The sequence below is a fragment of the Dactylosporangium sp. NPDC049140 genome (genome assembly GCF_040648435.1).
The window spans coordinates 24,046-43,629 of the sequence record NZ_JBEZDS010000032.1 but is presented as its reverse complement, the minus strand read 5'-3'; the positions used below and the strand labels follow the sequence as shown (position 1 = coordinate 43,629).

Here is a 19,584-nt window from a genome sequence, read left to right as displayed (position 1 = left end):
CTACACCGGCGGCTCGACCCGCATCCGCAGCCGGGCCAGCCCGCGGGCGGTGCCCACGACGAGCTCGTCCCCGTCGGCCGCGAGCGCGGTGACCGGCGTGTCGAGGTGCACGTCGCTCAGCGTGTGCCAGTCGTACCAGACGGTTCGCTCGGACCCCCACGTCGACTCGTCGGCGTGGGGGCGGCGCAGCCGCAACGCCCGGCCCCCGAGCGCGGCGAGCGTGGCGCCGTCCGACAGCCGTACGAGCGTGGCGTGTACCGCCTGCAGGTCATTGCCGTACCGGTAGCCACGGTCCGGCCGCCGGCTCCCGGGCCGGCGCTCGGCTCCGGCCCGCTCCCGGACGCCCCGGCCGGTGAACAGGACAGCCAGCGCCTGGTCGAGATGCTTCGCGGTCCCGGTCTTCGATGACCATTCGGGGATGAGTTCGCCGGCGCGCAGCCCGGTGGTCCGTCCGGTGGCCGGATCGCCGCAGCGGTACCGGTCGTAGTCGTCCCTGATGAGCAGGCCCCCGTCCGGCAGGCTGATGACGTCGGCGCCGCGGGCGTCCAGGTGCCACCGGGGCCGGCCGTCGACGACGTCCCAGGCGCGCACCGAGGTCTCGTCGGTGGTGATCAGGACCGCCCCGTCCGGCGTGGCGGCGCAGGCGACGACCCGCCCGGTGACCCCGCCGAGGCCGCTGTCGATCCGTTCGCCGGTGGCCGGGTTCCACGCCCGGGGCGGTCCGCCGGCGCCCCCGGCGAGCACCACGTCGCCGGCCGCGAACAGCGCCGTGACCCGCCGTTCGTGCACCAGCTCGCGCTCGACCCGCCCACCGGCCCAGACCTGGATCACCGGCCCTCCGTGCGCGGCGGCCACGATCCCGCCCGCCGCGGCCAGCCGTTCGACCGCGGTCGGCCGGGTGCGCCGGCCGTACTCGACCAGGTCGCCGACCTCCCAGAGGCGCACGGTCCCGTCGTCGTGGCCGCCAGTGGCCAGCAGCGCGCGGCCGTCGGGAGCGCGTCCCGCGCCGAGCGCCTGCACGGGGCCCGCGTGGACGTCCACGACCGTCGCCGGGGTCCCCGGGCGGCCGGCGATCTCGATGCTGCCGTCCGTGAAGCCGCTGACCCGGCCGCCGTCCGGCAACCGGGTCACCAGCTGCCCCTGGCCCGCGGCCACGTCGTCCGGCCCGGCGGCCCGGCGGCCGGTGCGGGTGTCGACCGCCCACACCGACCGGCGGCGCACGATGCGCAGGATCGGGCCGTCCGACTCGAACCAGCGGATGCGGGGCTCCGGCGGGTGCCTGGTCGTCCACGTGTCCTTGTCCGGCACGCCCGTGTCGGGCTCGAAGGGTTCCTGGTCGATCAGGTCGTCCACGTAGTCGTCAGTCCCAGGCTCCGGGTCGTCCGGCTCGTCCGGCTCGGGCGGCGCGACCGGCCGCCACCGCGCCGGCGCTGGGAGCTCCTCGTCGGGTGGTTCGGTCGACCAGTCGAGCTCGCCGGGCTCGGGCGTCCCGGCGAGCCACGCCCGCGCCGGTGGTGTCGGCGCGGAGTCGTCCCAGGGATCGACCGCCTCCGGCGCCGGCGGTGGAGGGGGAGGCGGGTTGGCGTCGTCCCACGGGTCGGCGGCCGGCTGCGGGCGCTCCGGATCGAACGGCAGGTCCCAGGGCAGGCGCTCGCCGGTGCCGGCGTGCCAGGCCAGGGCGTGGCCGTGGTCCGTGCCGACGAGGAACGCGTGGTCGCCGCCCGGCAGCGCCACGCAGGTGAGGGCCGTCGGCACGTGGTCGGGCGGCAGCCGCCACGGCAGGTCGGCGACCGTGCCCCGCTGCCCGTCGAACACCCGGATCTGGTCGCCGTCGAGGCTGGCGACCAGGAGCCGGCCGTCGGGCCGGGGCAGCACGGCCACGTCGATCACCGGGCCGGGGTGGCGGGTCAGGATGGTGTGCGGCGGCTCGACGTACCAGTCCGTCCACCGGCACCGCCACCGGCTCGTAACGGCCCGGCGGCCCGCGTCGTCGGCGAGGTCGGGGGCGCCGGCCTGGCGCGCGGCGAGCTCCAGGTAGGCCGGCCAATCGGGCGTCGGCCGGTCCCGGAAGTGGTGCACGGCCCGCCGGTAGGCCAGCGCCGCCGCGCGGCCCGCCTCGGTGCGCACCGCGGACAGGCGGGCGAGCAGCCCGGGCGCCCACGCGGTGAGCAGGTAGCCGGCGTCGAGGAGCAGCTCGTCGAGCATCCCGGCGTCGGCGGCGTGGTCGGCCAGGTACACGCGGGCGTAGCCGGCGACCGCGGTACGGTCGGTGTCCGCCTCCGCGCGCACGGCCTCGACGAGCCGGCGGTTCGCCGCGGCGAGCCCTTCGGGGCCGAGCATCTGCCGCAGGTGGGCGCGGAGCACGTCGTGCAGGCGCAGCGCCTCGCCCGCGACCGACACGAGGGCGAGGTCGGCGAGGGTCCGGATCAGGCGCCGGGCGACGCGGGCCGGGGTGCCGCTCGCGGCCCACAGCACCTGCACGACGTACACCGGGACATCGGCATCCTCGGCAAACACGCCGAGCTCGAGGAACCGGTCCCGGGCGTCGGCGTCCAGGCGCCGCAGGCTCGCGTCGACGGTGGCCTGGACGGCATGGTCGCGACGGTCGGCGCTGTCGAGGTCGAGGCTGTCCGGCCCGTCGGTGTGCAGCTGCTCGGCGACCAGGCCGGCGGCCGCGTCCGGGGTCAGGCCGTCCTCCACGGAGCGCTGGATCGCGCCGTTGGCCAGGGCGAGCAGGATCGGCCAGCCCCCGGTGCGGCGCACCAGCGGCTCGGTGTCGGTCAGCCCGGGCACGCCGAGGCGCAGCAGCGACCGGCTCAGGGCCGGGCCGAGCGGCCGCAGCGTGTGGACCCGGGCGTTGGCGGGCAGCGCGCCGCGCGAGCGGGACGTGGCGACGACCCGTGCGTCGCCGTGCAGGAACGGCGCGAGCTGGCTGGCCGTCCAGACGTCGTCGACGACCAGCAGCGTCGGCGGCCGGCCGGCCAGCAGCGCGGCCAGCCGGTGCCCGGCCGCGGCCGGGTCGCTCAGCGCCGGCCGCGCGCCGCCGACCAGCTCGGACAGGTCGTTGACCTTCTCGGCGAGCGCGCGTTCGAGCACCTGCTCGCCGACGGCCACCCACAGCACGCCGCCGGGGAACGCGTCGCGGACCTGGTGGCAGACCTGCGCGACGAGCGTGGTCTTGCCGAAGCCGCCCGCCCCGGCCACGGCCACCACCGCGCCGCGGCCGTCCTCGAGCACCAGCCCGGCCAGCCGCTGCCGGTCCTCGGGCCGCTCGACGAGCAGCCGCACCGGCTCGGGCACCATCCACGGCGAGCCGGCCCCGGCCCGGCGGCCCGCGGCGTCGACGCCGCCGAGCCGCCGCCGCACCCACGTCTCGTGCGCCGCCTTCATCGCGTGCAACTCCTCGACCGTCCACGTGTGCGGCTGGGAGTCGACGAGCTCGTGGTGGTGGCCGCAGAGCAGGACGAGGTTCTCGTACCGGTCCCGCTCGGCCCGGGTCAGCGGCGAGCCCCCGCGCGGGCCGTTGGGGCTCTCGCCGACGATGTGCGCCATCTCCCCGAGCGCGGCGACGCGGTCGGCGCCGGAGGCCTCGGCGGTCAGCGCGGCGCGGCAGCCGGGGAAGGCGCACATGTCGCCCGAGCGCTGGAACAGCTTGCGCTGCTCGGAGACCGGTACCGCCATCTACGCCCCGGCCGCGGGTGCGGCCTCGAACGCCGACACGATCGCGGCCAGCTGCGGGGCGTCGATCCGGCCCCGCGACCAGTCGGTGTGGAAGGTCCACCGCCGGGCGGTGTTCACCCCGACCGCGACCAGCCCGGCGGCGGTGTGCACGGTCGCGCCGAGCGGGTCGGTGCCGATGTGCGCCCGTCGGCGCCGCCCCGGCCGCGCGAACCGGGACCAGACCCGCCACCCGGGCCGGTCGTGGTGGCCGGGCACGACCAGCGCCGGCGCCGGCAGCTCGTCGAGGAACGCCCGGGTGGCCCGGAACTGCGCCGCCCGCAACGTCTGGGTCAGGTCGCCGCAGACCGCGACGAGCGTCGGCGCGGCCTCGCGCAGCTCGGCCGGCAACGCCCGCGCGACCCGGGGCACGTCGCGGCCGAAGTGCAGGTCGGAGATCTGCGCGATGCGCACGGCGCTCACGCGGACGCCTTCGGCGCGAGCACCGCCCGGGCCCGGGTCACGTAGCGCCCGAGCGTGGCGGGGCCGAACGCGCGCAGCTCGGCGGTCACCCCGCGCCGCTCGAACGGCCCGGCGAGCCGCTCCCGGCCGAGCAGGGCGCCGGAGCGGGGGTTGTACACCACGCACACGTGATCCACAGGGCGCAGTCTATGGGTGCCGGTCCGGCCGCCGGTCTTCGGCGTGCAGGACGCCGCCGGTCCAGGCGGGGAAGCCGGCCGCGAGCACGGAGGCGACGTCGGCGCCGGCCGGGTCGATCCGCAGGCCGTCGGCGAGGGCACGGCGGGCGGCGGCGGCCATGGCGGCGGGGTCGGGGCCGGCGTCCAGGAGGGTCTGCACGAACGAGACGCGGCCGGCGTGGATCAGCACGGGGATGCCGCCCTTCGCGCGGACCTCGCGGACGAGCCCGGCGTCGGTGATCTCGACGACCGGGGCGTCGGGGGCGAAGAACACCGCGGCGAGAGGGTCGGCGACGATCTGCGGGAACTCGCGCCGGGCGGCCGGCCCACCGGCCGCGGGAACGCCGGCGGGTGCCCCGGCGACCGCACGCATCGCATAGAACAGGTGCGCCAGGTCCGGGAACTCGGGCGCAGTCAGCAACGCCCGGCAGGCCGCCGTCTCGATCTCGAAGGCCTCGTCCAGCGGTGCGGCCGCGCTGCGCACCGCCACCTCCAGCACCGCGGCGAGCGCGCGCACCGGCGACCCGGCCGAGCGGCGCCGCACCTGTGCGGCCAGGCCCGGCGGCTCCGTGGTACCCCCGGGAATCGCATAGCCGGGCCGCTCCCACCGCTGCACGAAGTGCCCGGCCGGCTGGGCCAGCACCCAGGCCCGCGCCGCCGCGACAACGTCGTCGGCCAGCTCGTCCACCAGGCCGGCGGCCAGCGCCTGCGCGGGGTGGTACGCCGTGCCCGGCCCGACGATCTCCAGCACCGTCGCGGCGATCCCGAACATCCGGGTGGCCCGGACCGTGCCGCCACCGGCGGGAAGGATGCCCATGCCGGTCTCGGCGAGCGCCCACACGACCGACGGGTCGTCCGGCCCGACCCGGTAGTGGCAGGCCAGGGCCAGCTCGAAGCCGCCGCCGAGCGCGGAGCCGTTGAGCGCGGCGGCGACCGGCCGGCCCAGGGTCTCCAGCCGGCGCGCCTGGTCGCGCAGCGGCGTCAGCAGGTCGTAGGTGCCGGCCGCCTCGTCCGGGGTGATCTCGTCCGGCGCGAAGTCGGGGCCGGCGATGAAGGAGCGTTTCGCGGAGGTGAGCACGACGCCGCGCAGGCGGCCGACCTGCCGGGTGAGGTCGTCGAGGCAGGCGCCGAGCCCGTCGTAGTGGCGCCGGTTGAGCATGTTCGCGGTGCGGCCGGGGTCGTCGAGGGTCACGGTGACGACGCCGTCGGCGCCCCAGGACCAGCGCGCCGAGCCAGACTGTTGGACATCCGTCATACCGTCAACATAGGCGATGGTATGACGGATATCCAACTGTAGGGTGGGGGCATGGCCCGGGAGGACGACGCGATGCCGGACATCGCCGACGTGACGATGGTCGAGGTGCTGCGGGCCGTCGCCGACCCGATCCGCCTGCGCATCGTGCAGACGCTCGCCGACGGCCGGGCGCACGGCAAGTGCGGCACCCACTGGGACTTCGGCGTGCACAAGTCGACGATGACGCACCACTTCCGCACCCTGCGGCAGGCGGGCCTGACCCGCACCGTCGTGGCCGGCCGCACGCACACCATCGAGCTGCGCCGCGACGAGCTCGACGCCCGTTTTCCCGGCCTGATCGACGCCCTGACCACCGGCACCGGGTGAAGGCGCGACGAGCTCGACGCCCGTTTTCCCGGCCTGATCGACGCCCTGACCACCGGCACCGGGTGAAGGCGCGGCGAGGCCCGCCTCAGTCGTCGAACAGTGTGGTGGCCCGGCTCGCGGCGTCCAGGACGAGGGCGGCGTCGAGCTCGGCGGTCGTCTCGGCGATCCCGCGGGCCGGCCACTCGCAGACCACGTCGAGCCGGCCGGGCGGCGGCAGCGGCCACACCCAGTACGACTGCTCGTGCCGGTGCAGGCCGCCGTGCCCGCCCTGCGGCACCAGCCGCGGCCCGGCATCGCTCTCGTCGGACGGGCCGGGGTCGAGGTTCGTCACGACACTGCCGTCGGCGAAGCGCAGCCCGAAGCGCAGGAAGTCCTCCGGCACCGGCCCCGGGCCGAAGCGGCGCAGGAACCCGCCGGACCCGAACGCGCTGCGGTGGCGCAGCGGCTCCCGCGTGTACGCCGTCACCGCGAGCTGGAAGCCGTTCGGGTAGGCCTGCAGGTCGCCGAGGGTGAGCACGAGGTCGCCGGTGCGGGCGAGGATCACCGTGTCCGCGACGGCGCCGGGCAGGACCGTCTCGGGCCGGGCCCAAGCGGGGCGGCGCGGTTCCGGCGGGGGCGGCGGCGGCTCGGGCCGCTGGTCGAAGAATCCCATGGACCCGAGTCTCGCACCACGCGGCGCGGACGTCCGCCGGGTGGCTTCCGCGGTGCCCGGGGCCGCATCGACCGGCGCGTACGCCGAATACTCCCCGGATGCGCCTGCTGATCGCCGTGATGGCCTGCCTGCTGCTGGCCGCGTGCGCGGGCCCGGCGGACCCGCCGGTGTCGGCGCCGGTGTCGCCGTCCTCCGCCCCGGTTCCGGTGTCGCCGCCGGCTCCGAGCCCGTCCGTCACGCCGTCGTCGGCCACGCTGCCGGCCGGCTTCGTGGACCTGGCCGACGTGGACGACAGCATCCTGGCCGACATCCGGTACGCCACCCCGCACAACTTCGTCGGCCGGCCCGTCACCGGGTACCTGCGGCCGCGCTGCCTGCTCGCGCGCCAGGCGGCCGAGGCCCTGCACCGGGTGCAGCAGAGCGCCCGGGCGCGCGGGTACAGCCTCAAGGTGTACGACTGCTACCGCCCGCAGCAGGCCGTCGACGACTTCGTGGCCTGGTCCGGCGACGCCGACCAGCGCATGAAGGGCGAGTTCTACCCGCGGGAGGACAAGTCCGCGCTGTTCGACGACGGGTACATCGGCGGCCCCACCGCGCACAGCCGGGGCAGCACGCTCGACCTGACGCTGGTGGCGACGCCGGCCCGCACCCAGCCGCCGTTCCGCGCGGATGACCCGCTGGTGTCGTGCACCGCTCCGGCCGGCACGCGGTTCCCGGACAACAGCATCGACATGGGTACCGGCTTCGACTGCTTCGACCCGCTGGCGCACACGGCGGCGACGGGCGTGACCGCCGCCGAGCGCGCCAACCGGACCCTGCTGACCGGCCTGATGTCGGCGGGCGGCTTCATCAACTATCCGAAGGAGTGGTGGCACTACACCCTCGACGGCGAGCCGTTCCCGGACACCTACTACAACTTCCCGGTCACGTGAGGAGCAGCTTCGTGCCCGCCGCGATGAGCCGCTGGATGGTCGGCGCCTGCGACTCGGCCTTCGCGTCCGTCGCGTTGACCGAGTACACCAGGCGGGTCGCGGCGTCGGCGGTGGCGGCGATCGCGGCGCTGTAGCCGTAGCGGGCGCCGGACTTACCCCAGACCGTCCGGCCGTCGGGCAGCATGACCATCCGCGTCAGCCCGGCGCTGTACGTGGCCGGCTCGCCGGATTCCCAGTCCGGCACGTCCGGTACCGCGAAAAGGTCCCGCTGCTGCGCCGGCGGCAGCAACCTGCCGCGGAACAGCGCCTGCGTGAACGCGTCGAGGTCGCGCAGGCTGGAGATCATGTCGCCCGCGCCCGGGGTCGACGACTGGTTCCACCGGGTGACGTCGACCAGCGCGCCGTCGAGCACCTGGTAGCCGTGGGCGTGCGGCCCGGCGATCCCGGGATCGTCGCCGGGCACCAGCGTGTCCGCCAGATGCATCGGCCGCACGATGCGGCGCTCGATCTCCTCGGCGTACGACCGGCCGGTGAGCCGCCGGATGAGCACGGCCGCGACGATGTAGCCCATGTTCGTGTAGTGCTGCCGCGTGCCCGGCTCGAACTCGCGCTCGTTGGCCAGCGCCAGCCGGACGAGCTGCTCCGGGGTGTACCGGTCGAAGCGGTGCTCGACCTGCCACGCCACGCCGTCCGGCCAGGTGGGGCTGGGCAGGCCGGTGCGGTGGTCGAGCAGGTGCCGCACCGTCGCGTTCGCGTACGCGGCCGGCAGCAGCCCCGGCAGGTACCGGGCGACCGGCGCGTCCAGGTGCAGCCGGCCCTGCGCGGCCAGCTGCAGCACGACCGTGGCCGTGAACGTCTTGGTGACGCTGCCGATGCGGAACCGGGCCCCGTGCGGGACGGGCCGGCCGGATTCGACGTCGGCGACGCCCGAGCGGCCCTCCCAGCGGCCGGCCGGGCCGGTGGCCAGGACCTGCGCCGCGGTGGCCGTCGGCGGCGCACCCGCGGCCCCGTCCGGCAGGCCGGCGAGCGCGTCGCGGATCGGCGCGTACCACTGCGGGTCCGCGGCCGCGGGTGCGGCCCACGAGGCGGTACCGAGGCCGGTGGCGGCGGCGGCACCGCCGAGCGCGGCGAAGGCGAGCAGGCTTCTGCGGGGCAACGTCGTCATGCGCCGAGCCTCACAGCCCACCGGCGCACGGACATCCAGGGATACCCCGATCGAGATCCCTGATTTGCCAGCGCGGGTACGCCAAGATGGTCGCGTGCGACGGAGGAATCGACACCGGCTGACGGGTACCGCCGTCCTGATCGTCGCCGCCGGCGCGATCTTCGGCCTCGGGCTGCTGCTGCAGCGGCGCGGGCTGGACTGGGCCGACAAGTTCGGCAGCGCCGCGTCCCTGATGATCGCCGCGGTCGCGCTGCTGCACCCGCTGCTCGCCGGGGCCCTGCGCTGGGTGCGGGGTACCGCGCGCATCCGCCGCGACGAGCTGCCCGGGGCCGGGGCGGACCTGGCCGCGGCGCTCGGCCGGCAACTGGCGCGCGAGGACCGGTGGCGCCGCACGCACGACCCGCGGCCGCTGCCGGTGCGCTGGCGCTCGGCCGACGGCGCCCACGCCGGCTCGTACGCCGACATCGCCGACCGGTTCCTGGCGTTGCCGGGCCGGCGCCTGGTGATTCTCGGCCCGGCCGGCGCCGGCAAGACCGTGCTCGTCCTGAAGCTCGCCCGTGACCTGCTCGCCCGCCGCGCCGCCGACGACCCGGTGCCGGTCGTGCTCGACGCGGTCACCTGGCGCCGCGAGCAGAGCGTCACGTCGTGGATCGAGACCGAGCTGATCCGGGTGTACCCCGAGCTGGCCGCCCTGGTCGCGGGCGCCGGTGAGCCCGTGTCGGCCGCTCGCTGGCTGGCCGGCGCCGGCATCCTGCCCATCGTGGACGGCCTGGACGAGCTGCCCGAGCCGCTGCGTGTGCGGGCGATCGCCGATCTCAACGCGCACGGCTCCGACCATCCGCTCGTGCTGACCTGCCGCGTCGAGGAGTTCGAGGAGGCCGTGCGGGTGTTCGGCCGCCCGGTCGCCGGCGCCGCGACCGTCACGGTGTGCCCGCTCGGGCTGGAGGACGCCGAGGCGTACCTGCGGGAGGCGACCGGGGCCGGCCCGTCGCGCTGGCAGCCGGTGTTCGACCGCCTGGCCGCCGATCCCGACCTCGCGGCCGTGCTGACCAACCCGCTCATGCTGTGGCTGGCCCGCGCCGGGTACGAGGCTCCGGGCACCGACCCGGCCCGGCTGAACGCGGTCGGAGACGCGGCCGCGCTCGAGGCGCACCTGCTGGGCCAGTTCGTGCCCGCTGTCTACCGCCCGGCCGAGGGCCGCCCCGGCCGCTGGCGGGCCGACCGCGCCGAGGCGTGGCTGCGCCACCAGGCCGCGTGGACGTTCTGGGACGGCGACGGCGACTCGGCCCAGGAGGTCGCCTGGTGGCGGCTGCGGCTGGGCTTCGCGGAGCTGCCGGTCTGGGCCTTCGGCGTGGTGCGGACCTGGTTCTTCGCGGCCTCGGCGGCACTCGGGCTGGCCTGGCTCGCCGGGGCGTACCGCGCCGACCGGGCCGGCTTCGCGGCGTTCGCCGGGCGGCACGTCAGCCGCGCGCCGCTCGGGGAGGTCACCCAGGCCGACACGCGCTGGGCGGACGAGTTCGTCAAGCTGTTCGTCCCGCATCCGGGCGAGGCCGCGCTGTGGCTGCTGCCCGGCGGCACCGGCTCGATCGTGGCCTGGACGGCCGGGCTGGCCGTGGTGGTCGGCTGGCGCCGATTTCTGCAGGACGAGCTGTCGCCCCGGATCGTCCGGCCGCGGTGGGGCCTGATTGTCCGGAACGCGGGGATCGCCGCGGCGATCGTGCTGTTCCTGGCGATGTTCCCGGTGCCGGATGCCGGGGACCCCGCCGGGCTGCTCGAGCTGATGGTCATCGGCGTGCTGATCGCCCTGGTGGCGGCGGTCCCGGCCCACCTGGTCGGCCCGGCCGAGGCCACCGAGGCGCCGAGCCCGGCCGCGTCACTGCGAGCCGACCGCGTCGCCGGCCTCGCGGTGGCCGCGACACGCACCGTGCTGTACGCCGGGCTGGCGGCGCTGTTCCTGGGCTGGCTCGCCGGCGTCGTCGTGCTCGCGATCGGCGCGGCGCTGGTCGCCGTCCGGCGCGCGTTCGGCAGCCGCCGCGCGGGAGCGCCCGCCCATGAGCGGCTCGCCGCGGCGCGGCTCGTGGCCGGCGCGACCGGGACCGTCCCGTGGCGCGTCGGGGAGTTCCTCGCCGACGCGCATGCCCGTGGGGTCCTGCGTCAGTCGGGGGCCGTGTACCGGTTCCGGCACCTGCGGCTGCTGGAGCACCTCGCCGGGGCCGAGGCGCCGTACGAACCCTTCCTGCGCAGGCTGGAGCCGGTCCGCCGGCGCGTCGAGGCCCTCGGCTCGCGCGCGGAGCGCTACCTCGAGCGCCGGAGGTCGGCCCGGCGCACGGAGTGGCTCTCGGCGGACGGTGTGCGCGTGGTCCAGCAGGGGCTGTCGCGGGAGTACCTCGACCCGCGGGCCGACCGGTGGCCGCGCCCGGAGGAGCCGGACGCCGCCGTGGGGCGGGACATGGCGATCCGGACGGTCGACCTGGTCGTGTCCGGCTCCCGGGCGCTCGGCCGGCGTCCGGGCCGGTGGCGGATCGCCGGTGCCGTCGCCGTGCTGATCGTGGACGGTGCGGCGCGCGCCCGCCGGTACCTTGCCCGGCACGCGGAACCGCTCGAATGGCCGGACGACCTGGCCGCCGGGGCGCCACCGGAGGCGGCCGGGTTCGAGTGGCCCGACGCTCTGCCCGCCCTGCCCGGCGTGCCCCGGCCGGACGGCGAGGCGGAGCGCCACGAACTCCGGCCGCGTCCGGTCCGGGTCGTCCGGGCGCTCGCCGCCGGCGTCGCCGCCGCGCTCGCACTCGCCTGGATCACCGTCGCCGAGCGGTGGCTCTGGCCGGTGACCCTGCTGGCCGGCCTGAGCCTGGTGTGGTGGGTCGCGTACCGGGCCGCCCGGCACGCGACCGACCGCGCCGTGGTGACGGACCGCCGGGTGATCGTGACGACCGGGCTGCTCCGGCGCCACACCACGTCGTGGCGGCTGGCCGCGATCACCGATGCCGGCGCACACAGCGGCCCGGTCGGCGGCCTCCTCGACTACGGCACGCTCAGCCTGGCCCACGACCCGACCCGGTACCAGGTCGGCTACACGACCTCGGTCCTGGGCCGCCTGCTGGGCTACGCGCGCCTCGAGATCGGCTTCGGCGACGGGTCGGACACCGAACTGTACGAGCTGCGGCACCTGCGCGACCCCGCACGGGCCCTGAAGGAGATCGTCGACCTCGTGCCCGTTCATACGTGAGCGGGCTCCGAGCGGCCGGCCGGGTCGGCCGGGGCGCTGGCGGGTACGACGGTGAGGATGGCGGTGTCGGCGGCCGGGTTGACGACCGGCTGGGTGACCGCGACGACGTCATCGAGCCCGGCGATGGTCTTGCCGACCTGCGCGGCGGCGGCCTGTGCCCGGCCCGCGCCGGTCTCCACGACGATGAGTAGCGGGCCCTGGGAGCCGGGGCCGAAGCCGGCCGCGAGCTGGTCGTACGCCTTGCGCTGGGTGGTGGCCGGGCCGGCGGTGCTGTCGTCCGGCAGTGACAGCCGCAGGCTCATGGCGGGTACCGCGATGAGCAGCGCGACCCCCAGGGACAGCACGAGGGCGGGGACGCGGTGGCGCAGCACGAGACGGGCCCAGCGCTCCCCGAACGGGGTCTTCGCGGCCCGCGCGTGGCCGGCGATGCCGGAGCGCCGCCGCCGGGGAAGGATGCGCCGGCCGGCGAAGCCGAGCAGGGCGGGCAGCAGCGACAGCGTGATGAGCACGGCGGCGGCGACGGTACCCGCGGCGGCGATGCCCATGGACGTGAGGAACGGGATGCCGGCGACGGACAGCGAGACGAGGGCGATGATGACCGTGAGACCGGCGAAGACGACCGCGGAGCCGGCGGTACCGGCGGCGCGGCCGGCGGCCTCCTCGGATTCGCGGCCGGCGGCGAGCTCGTGGCGGTACCGGGACACGACGAACAGCGCGTAGTCGATGCCGACGGCGAGGCCGAGCATGGTCGCCAGCGCCGAGGTGGAGTCGTTGAGGTCGAAGAAGCCGGTGGCGATCTGGATGCCGAGCATGCCGACGCCGACGCCGAGCAGCGCGGTCAGCAGCGGCAGGCCGGCGGCGACGAGGGCGCCGAAGGTGATGGCGAGCACGAACGTGCGCGCGTCCGGGGCGACGGTCTTCGCCTGGAACGGGTCCGCGACCTGGGCGACCTGCGGCGCCTTGGCCAGCGCAGCGACGGCCCGCTCGACCGCGGCCTGCTGCGCCGGGTCGGTGAGCTTCGTGGCCCCCGAGGCGGTGAACACGACCTTCGCGGAGGCGCTGTCGCCGGTACCGCCGCCGCCCATCTTTGCCTCGATGACCTGCATCGCGCGCGACGACTCGGTGCCCGGGATCGACAGCGTGTCGCCCAGCGGGCCGGAGAGCTTGGCCGCCCCGACGCCGAACGCGACGAGCACGGCCAGCCACAGCAGCGCCACCAGGCGGCGCCGGCGGAACGAGAACCGGCCGAGCCGGTACAACAAGGTCGCCACGGGAAGTCCTTCGGGTGATCGTCGGTTGGCCACGGGTACCAGTCCACGATCGGCGGGATCGGGGCGAAGATCGTCGTCCGGGCGCAGGCCGCGGCTACCACGAACGCAGTAATCGCGCGGCGGCCGGGGTACTGCGCGGGTACGACGGCATGCGGCCCCCGGCTCGCCTACCGTCGGGAGGGTGCAACCACTCGCGTCCGGCCGGCCGCTGCTGCTCGACGGGCTGCTGGCCGCCGGGCTCGGTGCCATTGCGGTGCAGGTCGAGTGGCCCTTCGGTGCCTGGCGGGCCGTCGCGATCGCCGGGGTGAGCGTCGCCACGGTGCTCGCGCGGCGGCGGTGGCCGGTCCCGGCGCTGCTGGTCGCGCTGGCCGCGGCGCTCACCGACCGCGAGCGGGAGATCATGGTGCTGGCCGCGCACGGGCTGTCGAACGAGGAGGTGGCGGCCCGGCTGTTCCTGTCGCCGCTGACCGCGAAGACCCATGTGAACCGGGCGATGACGAAGCTCGGCGTGCGGGACCGGGCGCAGCTGGTGGTGCTGGCGTACCAGAGGGGCCTGGTCCAGGCGGGCGACCGGCTGCCCTGAGGGCCGCCACGGCGCCCCGGCGCGCCGGGTGCGGGGAGCCTTCAGGCGACGCGGCCGTCGTAGGTCTCGCGGTGGGCGTGCACGTCGTCCATGTGCGTCTCGGCCCAGGCCTTCAGGCCGCGGATCGTGTCGTGCAGCGAGTGGCCGAGGCCGGTCAGCTCGTACGACACCGTCACCGGCACGGTCGCCACCACGGTCCGCGTGACCAGGCCGTCGCGCTCCAGGGCGCGCAGCGTCTGGGTCAGCATCTTCTGGCTGACGCCGTCGAGGCGGCGCGCCAGCTCCGAGTACCGCAGCGGTCGCGGTTCGCCGTCGCAGTCGCGCAGGGCGGCCAGGACCAGCGTGACCCACTTGTTCGCGATCCGGTCGAGCAGCTGGCGGCTCGGGCACTGCGCCAGGAAAGCGTCGTACTCCATCTGGGTTCCTTACGAACTTTGAGGTGCCTTCTTCCCAATAGGAAGCTACTCCTCAAGAGTTGCGGCATGGAAACGACTGCACTTCCCGGCGGCACCTGGACCCTGGGCGACCTGACCGTGACCCGGTTCGGCTACGGTGCCATGCAGCTCGCCGGCCCCTGGGTCATGGGGCCGCCGGCCGACCACGACGGGGCGCTCGCCGTCCTCCGGGCCGCCGTCGAGCTCGGCATCACCCACATCGACACGTCCGACGCCTACGGGCCGCACATCACGAACCGGCTGATCCGGGAGGCGCTGCACCCGTACCCCGGCGAGCTGCACATCGTGACGAAGGTCGGCGCGAACCGCGACCCGCAGGGCGGCTGGCCCCCGGCCCGTGACCCGCGGAGCCTGCGCCGGGCCGTGCACGCCAACCTCGACAACCTCGGTCTCGAGGCACTGGACCTGGTCAACCTCCGGCTCGGCAACGCCGAGGGGCCCCAGGCCGGGTCGCTCGCCGAGGCGTTCGGGACGCTCGCCGAGCTGCAGGGGCAGGGCCTGATCCGCCACCTCGGCCTGAGCAACGCGACGCCGGAGCAGGTCGCCGAGGCGCAGGCGATCGCGCCGATCGTGTGTGTGCAGAACATGTACAACCTCGCGTACCGCCACGACGACGCCCTGGTCGACGCGCTCGCCGGCCAGGGCGTCGCCTACGTGCCGTTCTTCCCGCTCGGCGGGTTCAGCCCGCTGCAGTCCTCGGCGCTGTCGGCCGTGGCCGCGCGGCTGGAGGCGACCCCGATGGCCGTGGCGCTGGCCTGGCTGCTGCGGCGCTCGCCGAACATCCTGCTGATCCCCGGTACGTCGTCCGTGGCCCACCTGCGCGAGAACGCCGCGGGCGCCGGACTGTCGCTCTCCGACGACGACCGCGCCGAGCTGGACAAGATCGGAGGTTAGTTCCGGAATCGGTACGCGTTGCGCTCGCACCAGTCCGCGAAGGTTCCCGGGGCCCGGCCGAGCAGCCGCCGTACGGTGTCGGTGCGCAGCCCCTGGGTGTCCGCGCGCATGAGCGTGAAGCCCTCCAGGATCGCCTCGGCCAGGGCCGGTGGGGCGCCGTTCGGGAAGCGGGCCCGCACCGCCTCGGCCGGGGTGGCCGCGGTACGCACCGCGAGGTCGCGGCCGAGCGCGGCGCCGAGCACGCGGACCTGCTCGGCGACGGTGAACGTCTCCTCCCCGGTGAGCACGTACTCGGCGCCGGCGTGCCCGTCCTCGGTCAGGGCCAGGGCGGCCACGGCGGCGATGTCGGCCGGGTCGATCGGGGCGTACCGGCCCGGCCCGGTCGGGTCGAGCACGCAGCCCTCGTCCCGGATCGTCCCCCGCCAGTCCAGCGCGTTGGTCATGAAGCCGCCGGGGCGCAGGAACGTCGCCGGTATGCCGCAGCCGCGGATGAGCTCCTCCCGCTCGTGGTGCCACCGGCCCATGGCCGGCATCGGGTCGCCGAGGACGTTGAACGACGACAGGTGCACGATGCGCCCGACGCCGGCCGCGCGCGCCGCGGCCACGGCGTGCTCGGTGTGCTGCCGGCCGATGCCCGGCGTCACCAGGAACAGCGCGGACGCGCCGGCGAACGCCGCCGGCAGCGTCCCGGGCCGGTCCAGGTCGGCGACGACGACCTCGGCGGTCCGGGGGAGGGCCGCGGCGCGGGCGGGATCGCGCACGAGGGCGCGGCAGGGCCCGACGATCGCGGCCAGCTCGCGGCCGACGTTCCCGGTGGCGCCGGTGATCAGTAGCATGGGACTCCTGTTCGTGTACCGGTTAATGACTTCGGATCACGAACGCTAACCGGTTAACGATCTGTTCGTCAACGAGGGGGCGGGATGCCGGACTTTCTGGACCTGCACGGCCGCACGTCGAAGCAGGTGCGGGCGCTGACCGAGGCCCGCCTCCAGCGCCACGGCCTGCACCTGGGGCAGGACCGCCTGCTCGCCGAGCTGTGGGAGCGCGACGGCCGCACCCCGGGGGAGATCGCCACCGCCGTCGGCGTGACGACCCCCGCCGTGGTGAAGATGGCCGGCCGCATGGTCGAGGCCGGCTGGATCGCCAAGCGCGGCGACGAGCGCGACAGCCGCCTGGTCCGGCTCTGGCTCACCGACGCCGGCCGGGCCCTGCGGGAGCCGGTCGAGGCCGAGCGCCGCTGGGTCGACGAGCAGATCACCGCGGACCTCACCGCCGACGAGCGCCGCGACCTGATCGCCGCCCTGGCCAAGGTCCACGCCGCGGCGCGCGCCCTCGCCGGCGACTGACGGCGATCCGCCGCTCGGGTCAGCCGAACATGCCGGGTTCGTAGGAGCCGCCCGGGTTGTTCACGATCACGCCGAGGCGGTTGGCCGCGTTGATCATGGCGACCAGGTAGACGAGCGCGGCGATCTGGTCGTCGTCGTAGTGCTTGCGCACCTGCGCCCAGGTGCCGTCGGAGACGCCCTCGTGGGCGTCGGCCAGCCTCGTGCCCTCCTCCGCGAGCGCGAGCGCGGCCCGCTCGGCCTCGGTGAAGACGGTCGAGTGGCGCCAGGCGGCGACGAGGTTGATCCGCACCGGCGTCTCGCCGGCGTGTGCGGCGTCCTTGGTGTGGTAGTCGACGCAGAAGCCGCAGCCGTTGATCTGGCTCGCGCGCAACATCACCAGGTCCTGCACGTCGCGGGGCAGCGGCGACTGCAGGATGGCCAGGCTGACGTTGGAGAAGCGCTTGCCGATCTTCGCGCCGAGCTCGTTGGTCATCAGGTCGAAGCGGGGTTCCATGGGCTGTCCTCACCGGTCGTTGGTGTTCGGTCGGACATGAAGATGCCGGCGGCGCGACCCCTGTGACGGTGCGGCAGTGTGGCCCGCGCCACGCACCGGTGGTGTCACAGGGCGGCGGTGACCGGCATCGTGTGGGTATGGACCCGGCCACCGAGGCGTTCCTCGCCCACCGCAACCTGCTGTTCACCGTCGCGTACGAGATGCTGGGGTCGGTCGCCGACGCCGAGGACGCGCTCCAGGAGACCTGGCTGCGCTGGGTCGACGTCGACCTCGACACGGTGCGGGACCAGCGGGCGTACCTGGTGCAGATCACGACACGTCAGGCGCTGGGCCGGCTGCGCACGCTCAGCCGCCGCCGGGAGTCCTACGTCGGGCCCTGGCTGCCCGAGCCGCTGCTGACCGCGCCCGACGTGGCCGAGGACGTCGAGCTGGCCGACAGCGTCTCGATGGCGATGCTGCTGGTGCTGGAGACCCTGAACCCGACCGAGCGGGCGGTCTTCGTCCTGCGGGAGGTGTTCGGCCTCGAGTACGACGAGATCGCCGGGGCCGTCGACAAGAACCCGGCCGCGGTCCGGCAGATCGCGCACCGCGCCCGGGCGCACGTGGCCGCGCGCCGGCCGCGCGGCGACGTGTCCGCGGACGAGAGCAATGCCGCCCTCGAGGCGTTTCGCCGGGCGGTCGAGACGGGCGATCTGCAGCGCCTGCTCGACGTCCTCGCGCCGGATGTCGTACTCCTGACGGACGGTGGAGGCGTCAAGCCGGCCGCGCTGGCGCCGGTCGTGGGCGCCGGCCTGGTCGCCGCCGTCCTGGGGCGGATCGCCGGTACCGCGTCGTTGCGTACGGCCCAGGTGAACGCCGGCCCGGCCCTGATCGTGCGGCTCGACGGCGAGGTCGACACGGTCATCGCGCTGCACATCGACGACGGCCTCGTGAGCGGGCTCTACGCCGTCCGCAGTCCCGGGAAGCTGTCGCGGATCGAGCAGGAGCGTCAGCTGAGCCGCTGACCGCTCCATCCACGTCGTGGGAGCGGTCCCACGCGGGCGCTGCGCGGCGGTTAGGGTCGCCGGGTGCTGGCCGTCGTCCTCAGTGCCATCCGGGCCCGCCGGGGGCCCGCCGTCGTCATGGCGTTGCTCGTCGCGCTCACCGTTGCCGGGCTGGGGGCCGCGAGCCGGCTCGCCGAGCGCGACGCCGGCCGCGCGGCCCGGGCGCTCATCGACGCCGCCCCGCCCGCCCGGCGCACGGTCGCCGTGCGCGGCGGGATCGCGCTGGGCGCCGACCCCGGCCAGGCGTTGAGCCGCTTCCGCGCGACCGCCGAGTCGGCTCTGGCGCTGCCGGTGGAGCGGGCGGCGGCCGGGGTACAGCTGCCGGGCACGCTCGAGGCGGCCGACGGGAACCGGATCGTGGCCGAGCTGCGGTACCGCGACGACGCGTGCGCCGGCCTCGCCCTCACCGGGGCCTGCCCGGCCCGGACCGGCGAGGTCGCGCTCCCGGCGGCGCTGGCCCGGCGGCTGCGGGCGGGCGTGGGCACGAGCCTGCGGCACTTCAACGGCGTCGGCCGGGAGCCGCTCACGCTGACCGTCGTCGGCACGTTCGAGCCACCGGCCTCCGCCGCGCTCACGAGGACAGGCGCATCCGAACCGCCGGGCGACGCCGCGTTCACGACGCTCGGCACGATCGCGGCGGCCGGGGTGCCCGCCTACGCGACGTACGACCTGCTGCTGGCCGCCGAGGTGTTCCTCAGCGGCGACGACCGGACCACCGCCGCGCAGGCCCGGCTCGCCCGCGACGCGCTCGAGGTCAGCACGGGCGCGCCGGCGCTGAGCAAGGCGATCGCCGAGGAGCGGTACGCGGTCACGCACGGCATCGTCGTGGCCGCCGTCCAGCTCGTCGCCGTCGGGTGGATCGCGATCGGGGTCGGCGCCTGGTACGCGGCCGAGTCGCGGCGCGCCGACGCGGCCCGGCTCGCGCTGCGCGGCGCGCGGCGCTGGCGGGTCATGCTCGCCCCGTCGCGCCAGAGCGCCCTGCCGGCGATCCTCGGCGCGGGGGCCACCCTGGCGATCTCCACCGCCGCCGCGGTCGTCGTGGGCGCCGGCGCGCTCGTGCTCATCGCCGCGGCCGACTGGCGGCTGAGCCGGGCCCCGGTCCAGCGGCTGCTGCAGTCCGCGCCGCCGCGCCGGGCCGCGCTGGCCGCCGCCGCGCTCGACTGCACCGTCATCGCGCTGGCCGTCGCGGCCGGCTACCAGTCCGCGGTGACCGGCGAGGCGCCGGTGGACGGGTTCGGCCTCGAACTGCTCACCCCGGTCCTGTTCGCGACGGCGGGCGCCGTCCTGCTGACCCGGCTGCTGCTCCCGCCCGCCGTCGCCGCGGGGCGCGCCGCCCTCGCCCGGGGCCGCCTCACGCCCGGACTCACCGCGCTGTTCCTGGCGCGGCGCACGTCGGCGTACCGGATCGTGCCGGCGCTCGCCGCGGCCGCCTGCGTGTGCGGGGTCGCCGCGCAGGACTGGGCGCGGGCCGACGCCGCGCGCCTGCACCGGGCCGAGGCCGAGATCGGGGCCGATCGGGTGCTGGCGGTGGCGGCGGTACCCCGGCAG

Annotated in this window: 18 protein-coding genes and 1 pseudogene; 7 read left to right on the top strand and 12 right to left on the bottom strand. The window is 76.0% G+C overall.

Annotation, left to right across the window (positions count from 1 at the left end; genetic code table 11):
- The 4 genes from AB0B76_RS37800 to AB0B76_RS37785 are packed head-to-tail and all read right to left on the bottom strand — an operon-like array spanning position 1 to position 5,610.
- Entirely contained in the window at positions 1–3,681 is a 3,681-nt protein-coding gene (locus AB0B76_RS37800) for an NB-ARC domain-containing protein (RefSeq protein ID WP_360384690.1), read from the bottom strand.
- Positions 3,682–4,140, bottom strand: coding sequence for a metallophosphoesterase (locus tag AB0B76_RS37795; RefSeq protein WP_360384688.1), 459 nt, complete (start codon positions 4,138–4,140; stop codon positions 3,682–3,684).
- The gene (locus AB0B76_RS37790) at positions 4,137–4,316 is read right to left on the bottom strand and encodes a hypothetical protein (protein ID WP_360384686.1); all 180 of its coding nucleotides are present in this window, start codon (positions 4,314–4,316) and stop codon (positions 4,137–4,139) included. The genes AB0B76_RS37795 and AB0B76_RS37790 overlap by 4 nt, the downstream gene beginning before the upstream one ends.
- Before the next feature lie 10 nt (positions 4,317–4,326).
- Complete coding sequence (locus AB0B76_RS37785; RefSeq protein WP_360384684.1) at positions 4,327–5,610, bottom strand: enoyl-CoA hydratase/isomerase family protein; 1,284 nt, start codon at positions 5,608–5,610, stop codon at positions 4,327–4,329.
- 51 nt (positions 5,611–5,661) lie between these two features.
- Here AB0B76_RS37785 and AB0B76_RS37780 point away from each other — a divergent pair, with 51 nt between their 5' ends.
- A complete protein-coding gene (locus tag AB0B76_RS37780; RefSeq protein ID WP_360384682.1) occupies positions 5,662–5,976 on the top strand; it encodes a helix-turn-helix transcriptional regulator in 315 nt (104 codons plus the stop codon).
- Positions 5,977–6,061: 85 nt separating this feature from the next.
- Here the strand turns inward: AB0B76_RS37780 and AB0B76_RS37775 are convergent, their stop codons facing one another.
- On the bottom strand, positions 6,062–6,628 hold the full coding sequence (locus AB0B76_RS37775; RefSeq protein WP_360384680.1) for a hypothetical protein: 567 nt from the start codon (positions 6,626–6,628) through the stop codon (positions 6,062–6,064).
- Positions 6,629–6,726: 98 nt separating this feature from the next.
- Here AB0B76_RS37775 and AB0B76_RS37770 point away from each other — a divergent pair, with 98 nt between their 5' ends.
- Entirely contained in the window at positions 6,727–7,560 is an 834-nt protein-coding gene (locus AB0B76_RS37770; RefSeq protein WP_360384678.1) for a M15 family metallopeptidase, read from the top strand.
- Here AB0B76_RS37770 and AB0B76_RS37765 read toward each other — a convergent pair.
- Positions 7,553–8,725, bottom strand: coding sequence for a serine hydrolase domain-containing protein (locus AB0B76_RS37765; RefSeq protein WP_360384676.1), 1,173 nt, complete (start codon positions 8,723–8,725; stop codon positions 7,553–7,555). The two genes, AB0B76_RS37770 and AB0B76_RS37765, sit on opposite strands and share 8 nt — an antisense overlap.
- 94 nt (positions 8,726–8,819) lie before the next feature.
- On the opposite strand from AB0B76_RS37765, the gene AB0B76_RS37760 reads away from it, so the two are divergent.
- Positions 8,820–11,951 carry a PH domain-containing protein gene (locus AB0B76_RS37760; RefSeq protein WP_360384674.1) on the top strand — a complete coding sequence of 1,044 codons (3,132 nt, stop codon included), beginning with the start codon at positions 8,820–8,822 and terminating at the stop codon, positions 11,949–11,951.
- On the opposite strand, the gene AB0B76_RS37755 is transcribed toward AB0B76_RS37760, so the two are convergent.
- Positions 11,942–13,222, bottom strand: a complete 1,281-nt coding sequence (locus AB0B76_RS37755; RefSeq protein ID WP_360384672.1) for an MMPL family transporter — start codon at positions 13,220–13,222, stop codon at positions 11,942–11,944. The genes AB0B76_RS37760 and AB0B76_RS37755 overlap by 10 nt on opposite strands.
- A 313-nt stretch (positions 13,223–13,535) precedes the next feature.
- Here AB0B76_RS37755 and AB0B76_RS37750 point away from each other — a divergent pair.
- Positions 13,536–13,805, top strand: a pseudogene (locus tag AB0B76_RS37750) (helix-turn-helix transcriptional regulator); the annotation flags it as partial.
- A gap of 41 nt (positions 13,806–13,846) precedes the next feature.
- Here the strand turns inward: AB0B76_RS37750 and AB0B76_RS37745 are convergent.
- Positions 13,847–14,221, bottom strand: coding sequence for a helix-turn-helix domain-containing protein (locus AB0B76_RS37745; RefSeq protein ID WP_360384670.1), 375 nt, complete (start codon positions 14,219–14,221; stop codon positions 13,847–13,849).
- 66 nt (positions 14,222–14,287) lie between these two features.
- Here AB0B76_RS37745 and AB0B76_RS37740 point away from each other — a divergent pair, with 66 nt between their 5' ends.
- A complete protein-coding gene (locus AB0B76_RS37740; protein ID WP_360384668.1) occupies positions 14,288–15,154 on the top strand; it encodes an aldo/keto reductase family oxidoreductase in 867 nt (288 codons plus the stop codon).
- Here AB0B76_RS37740 and AB0B76_RS37735 read toward each other — a convergent pair.
- Positions 15,151–15,990: an NAD(P)H-binding protein gene (locus AB0B76_RS37735; RefSeq protein WP_360384666.1), complete on the bottom strand. Its 840-nt coding sequence runs from the start codon at positions 15,988–15,990 to the stop codon at positions 15,151–15,153. The genes AB0B76_RS37740 and AB0B76_RS37735 overlap by 4 nt on opposite strands.
- Positions 15,991–16,074: 84 nt before the next feature.
- Here AB0B76_RS37735 and AB0B76_RS37730 point away from each other — a divergent pair, with 84 nt between their 5' ends.
- Complete coding sequence (locus AB0B76_RS37730) at positions 16,075–16,500, top strand: MarR family transcriptional regulator (protein WP_360384664.1); 426 nt, start codon at positions 16,075–16,077, stop codon at positions 16,498–16,500.
- A gap of 19 nt (positions 16,501–16,519) precedes the next feature.
- Here AB0B76_RS37730 and AB0B76_RS37725 read toward each other — a convergent pair whose 3' ends face one another.
- A complete protein-coding gene (locus tag AB0B76_RS37725) occupies positions 16,520–16,993 on the bottom strand; it encodes a carboxymuconolactone decarboxylase family protein (RefSeq protein ID WP_360384663.1) in 474 nt (157 codons plus the stop codon).
- 137 nt (positions 16,994–17,130) lie between these two features.
- Between AB0B76_RS37725 and AB0B76_RS37720 the strand changes: the two genes are divergently transcribed.
- A complete protein-coding gene (locus tag AB0B76_RS37720; RefSeq protein ID WP_360384661.1) occupies positions 17,131–17,997 on the top strand; it encodes an RNA polymerase sigma-70 factor in 867 nt (288 codons plus the stop codon).
- 50 nt (positions 17,998–18,047) lie between these two features.
- On the opposite strand, the gene AB0B76_RS37715 is transcribed toward AB0B76_RS37720, so the two are convergent.
- Together AB0B76_RS37715 and AB0B76_RS37710 are read right to left on the bottom strand one after the other, a co-directional pair.
- A complete protein-coding gene (locus tag AB0B76_RS37715) occupies positions 18,048–18,611 on the bottom strand; it encodes a hypothetical protein (RefSeq protein ID WP_360384659.1) in 564 nt (187 codons plus the stop codon).
- A 78-nt stretch (positions 18,612–18,689) separates the two neighbouring features.
- On the bottom strand, positions 18,690–19,208 hold the full coding sequence (locus tag AB0B76_RS37710; protein ID WP_360384657.1) for a hypothetical protein: 519 nt from the start codon (positions 19,206–19,208) through the stop codon (positions 18,690–18,692).
- Between the last annotated feature and the right edge of the window lie 376 nt (positions 19,209–19,584).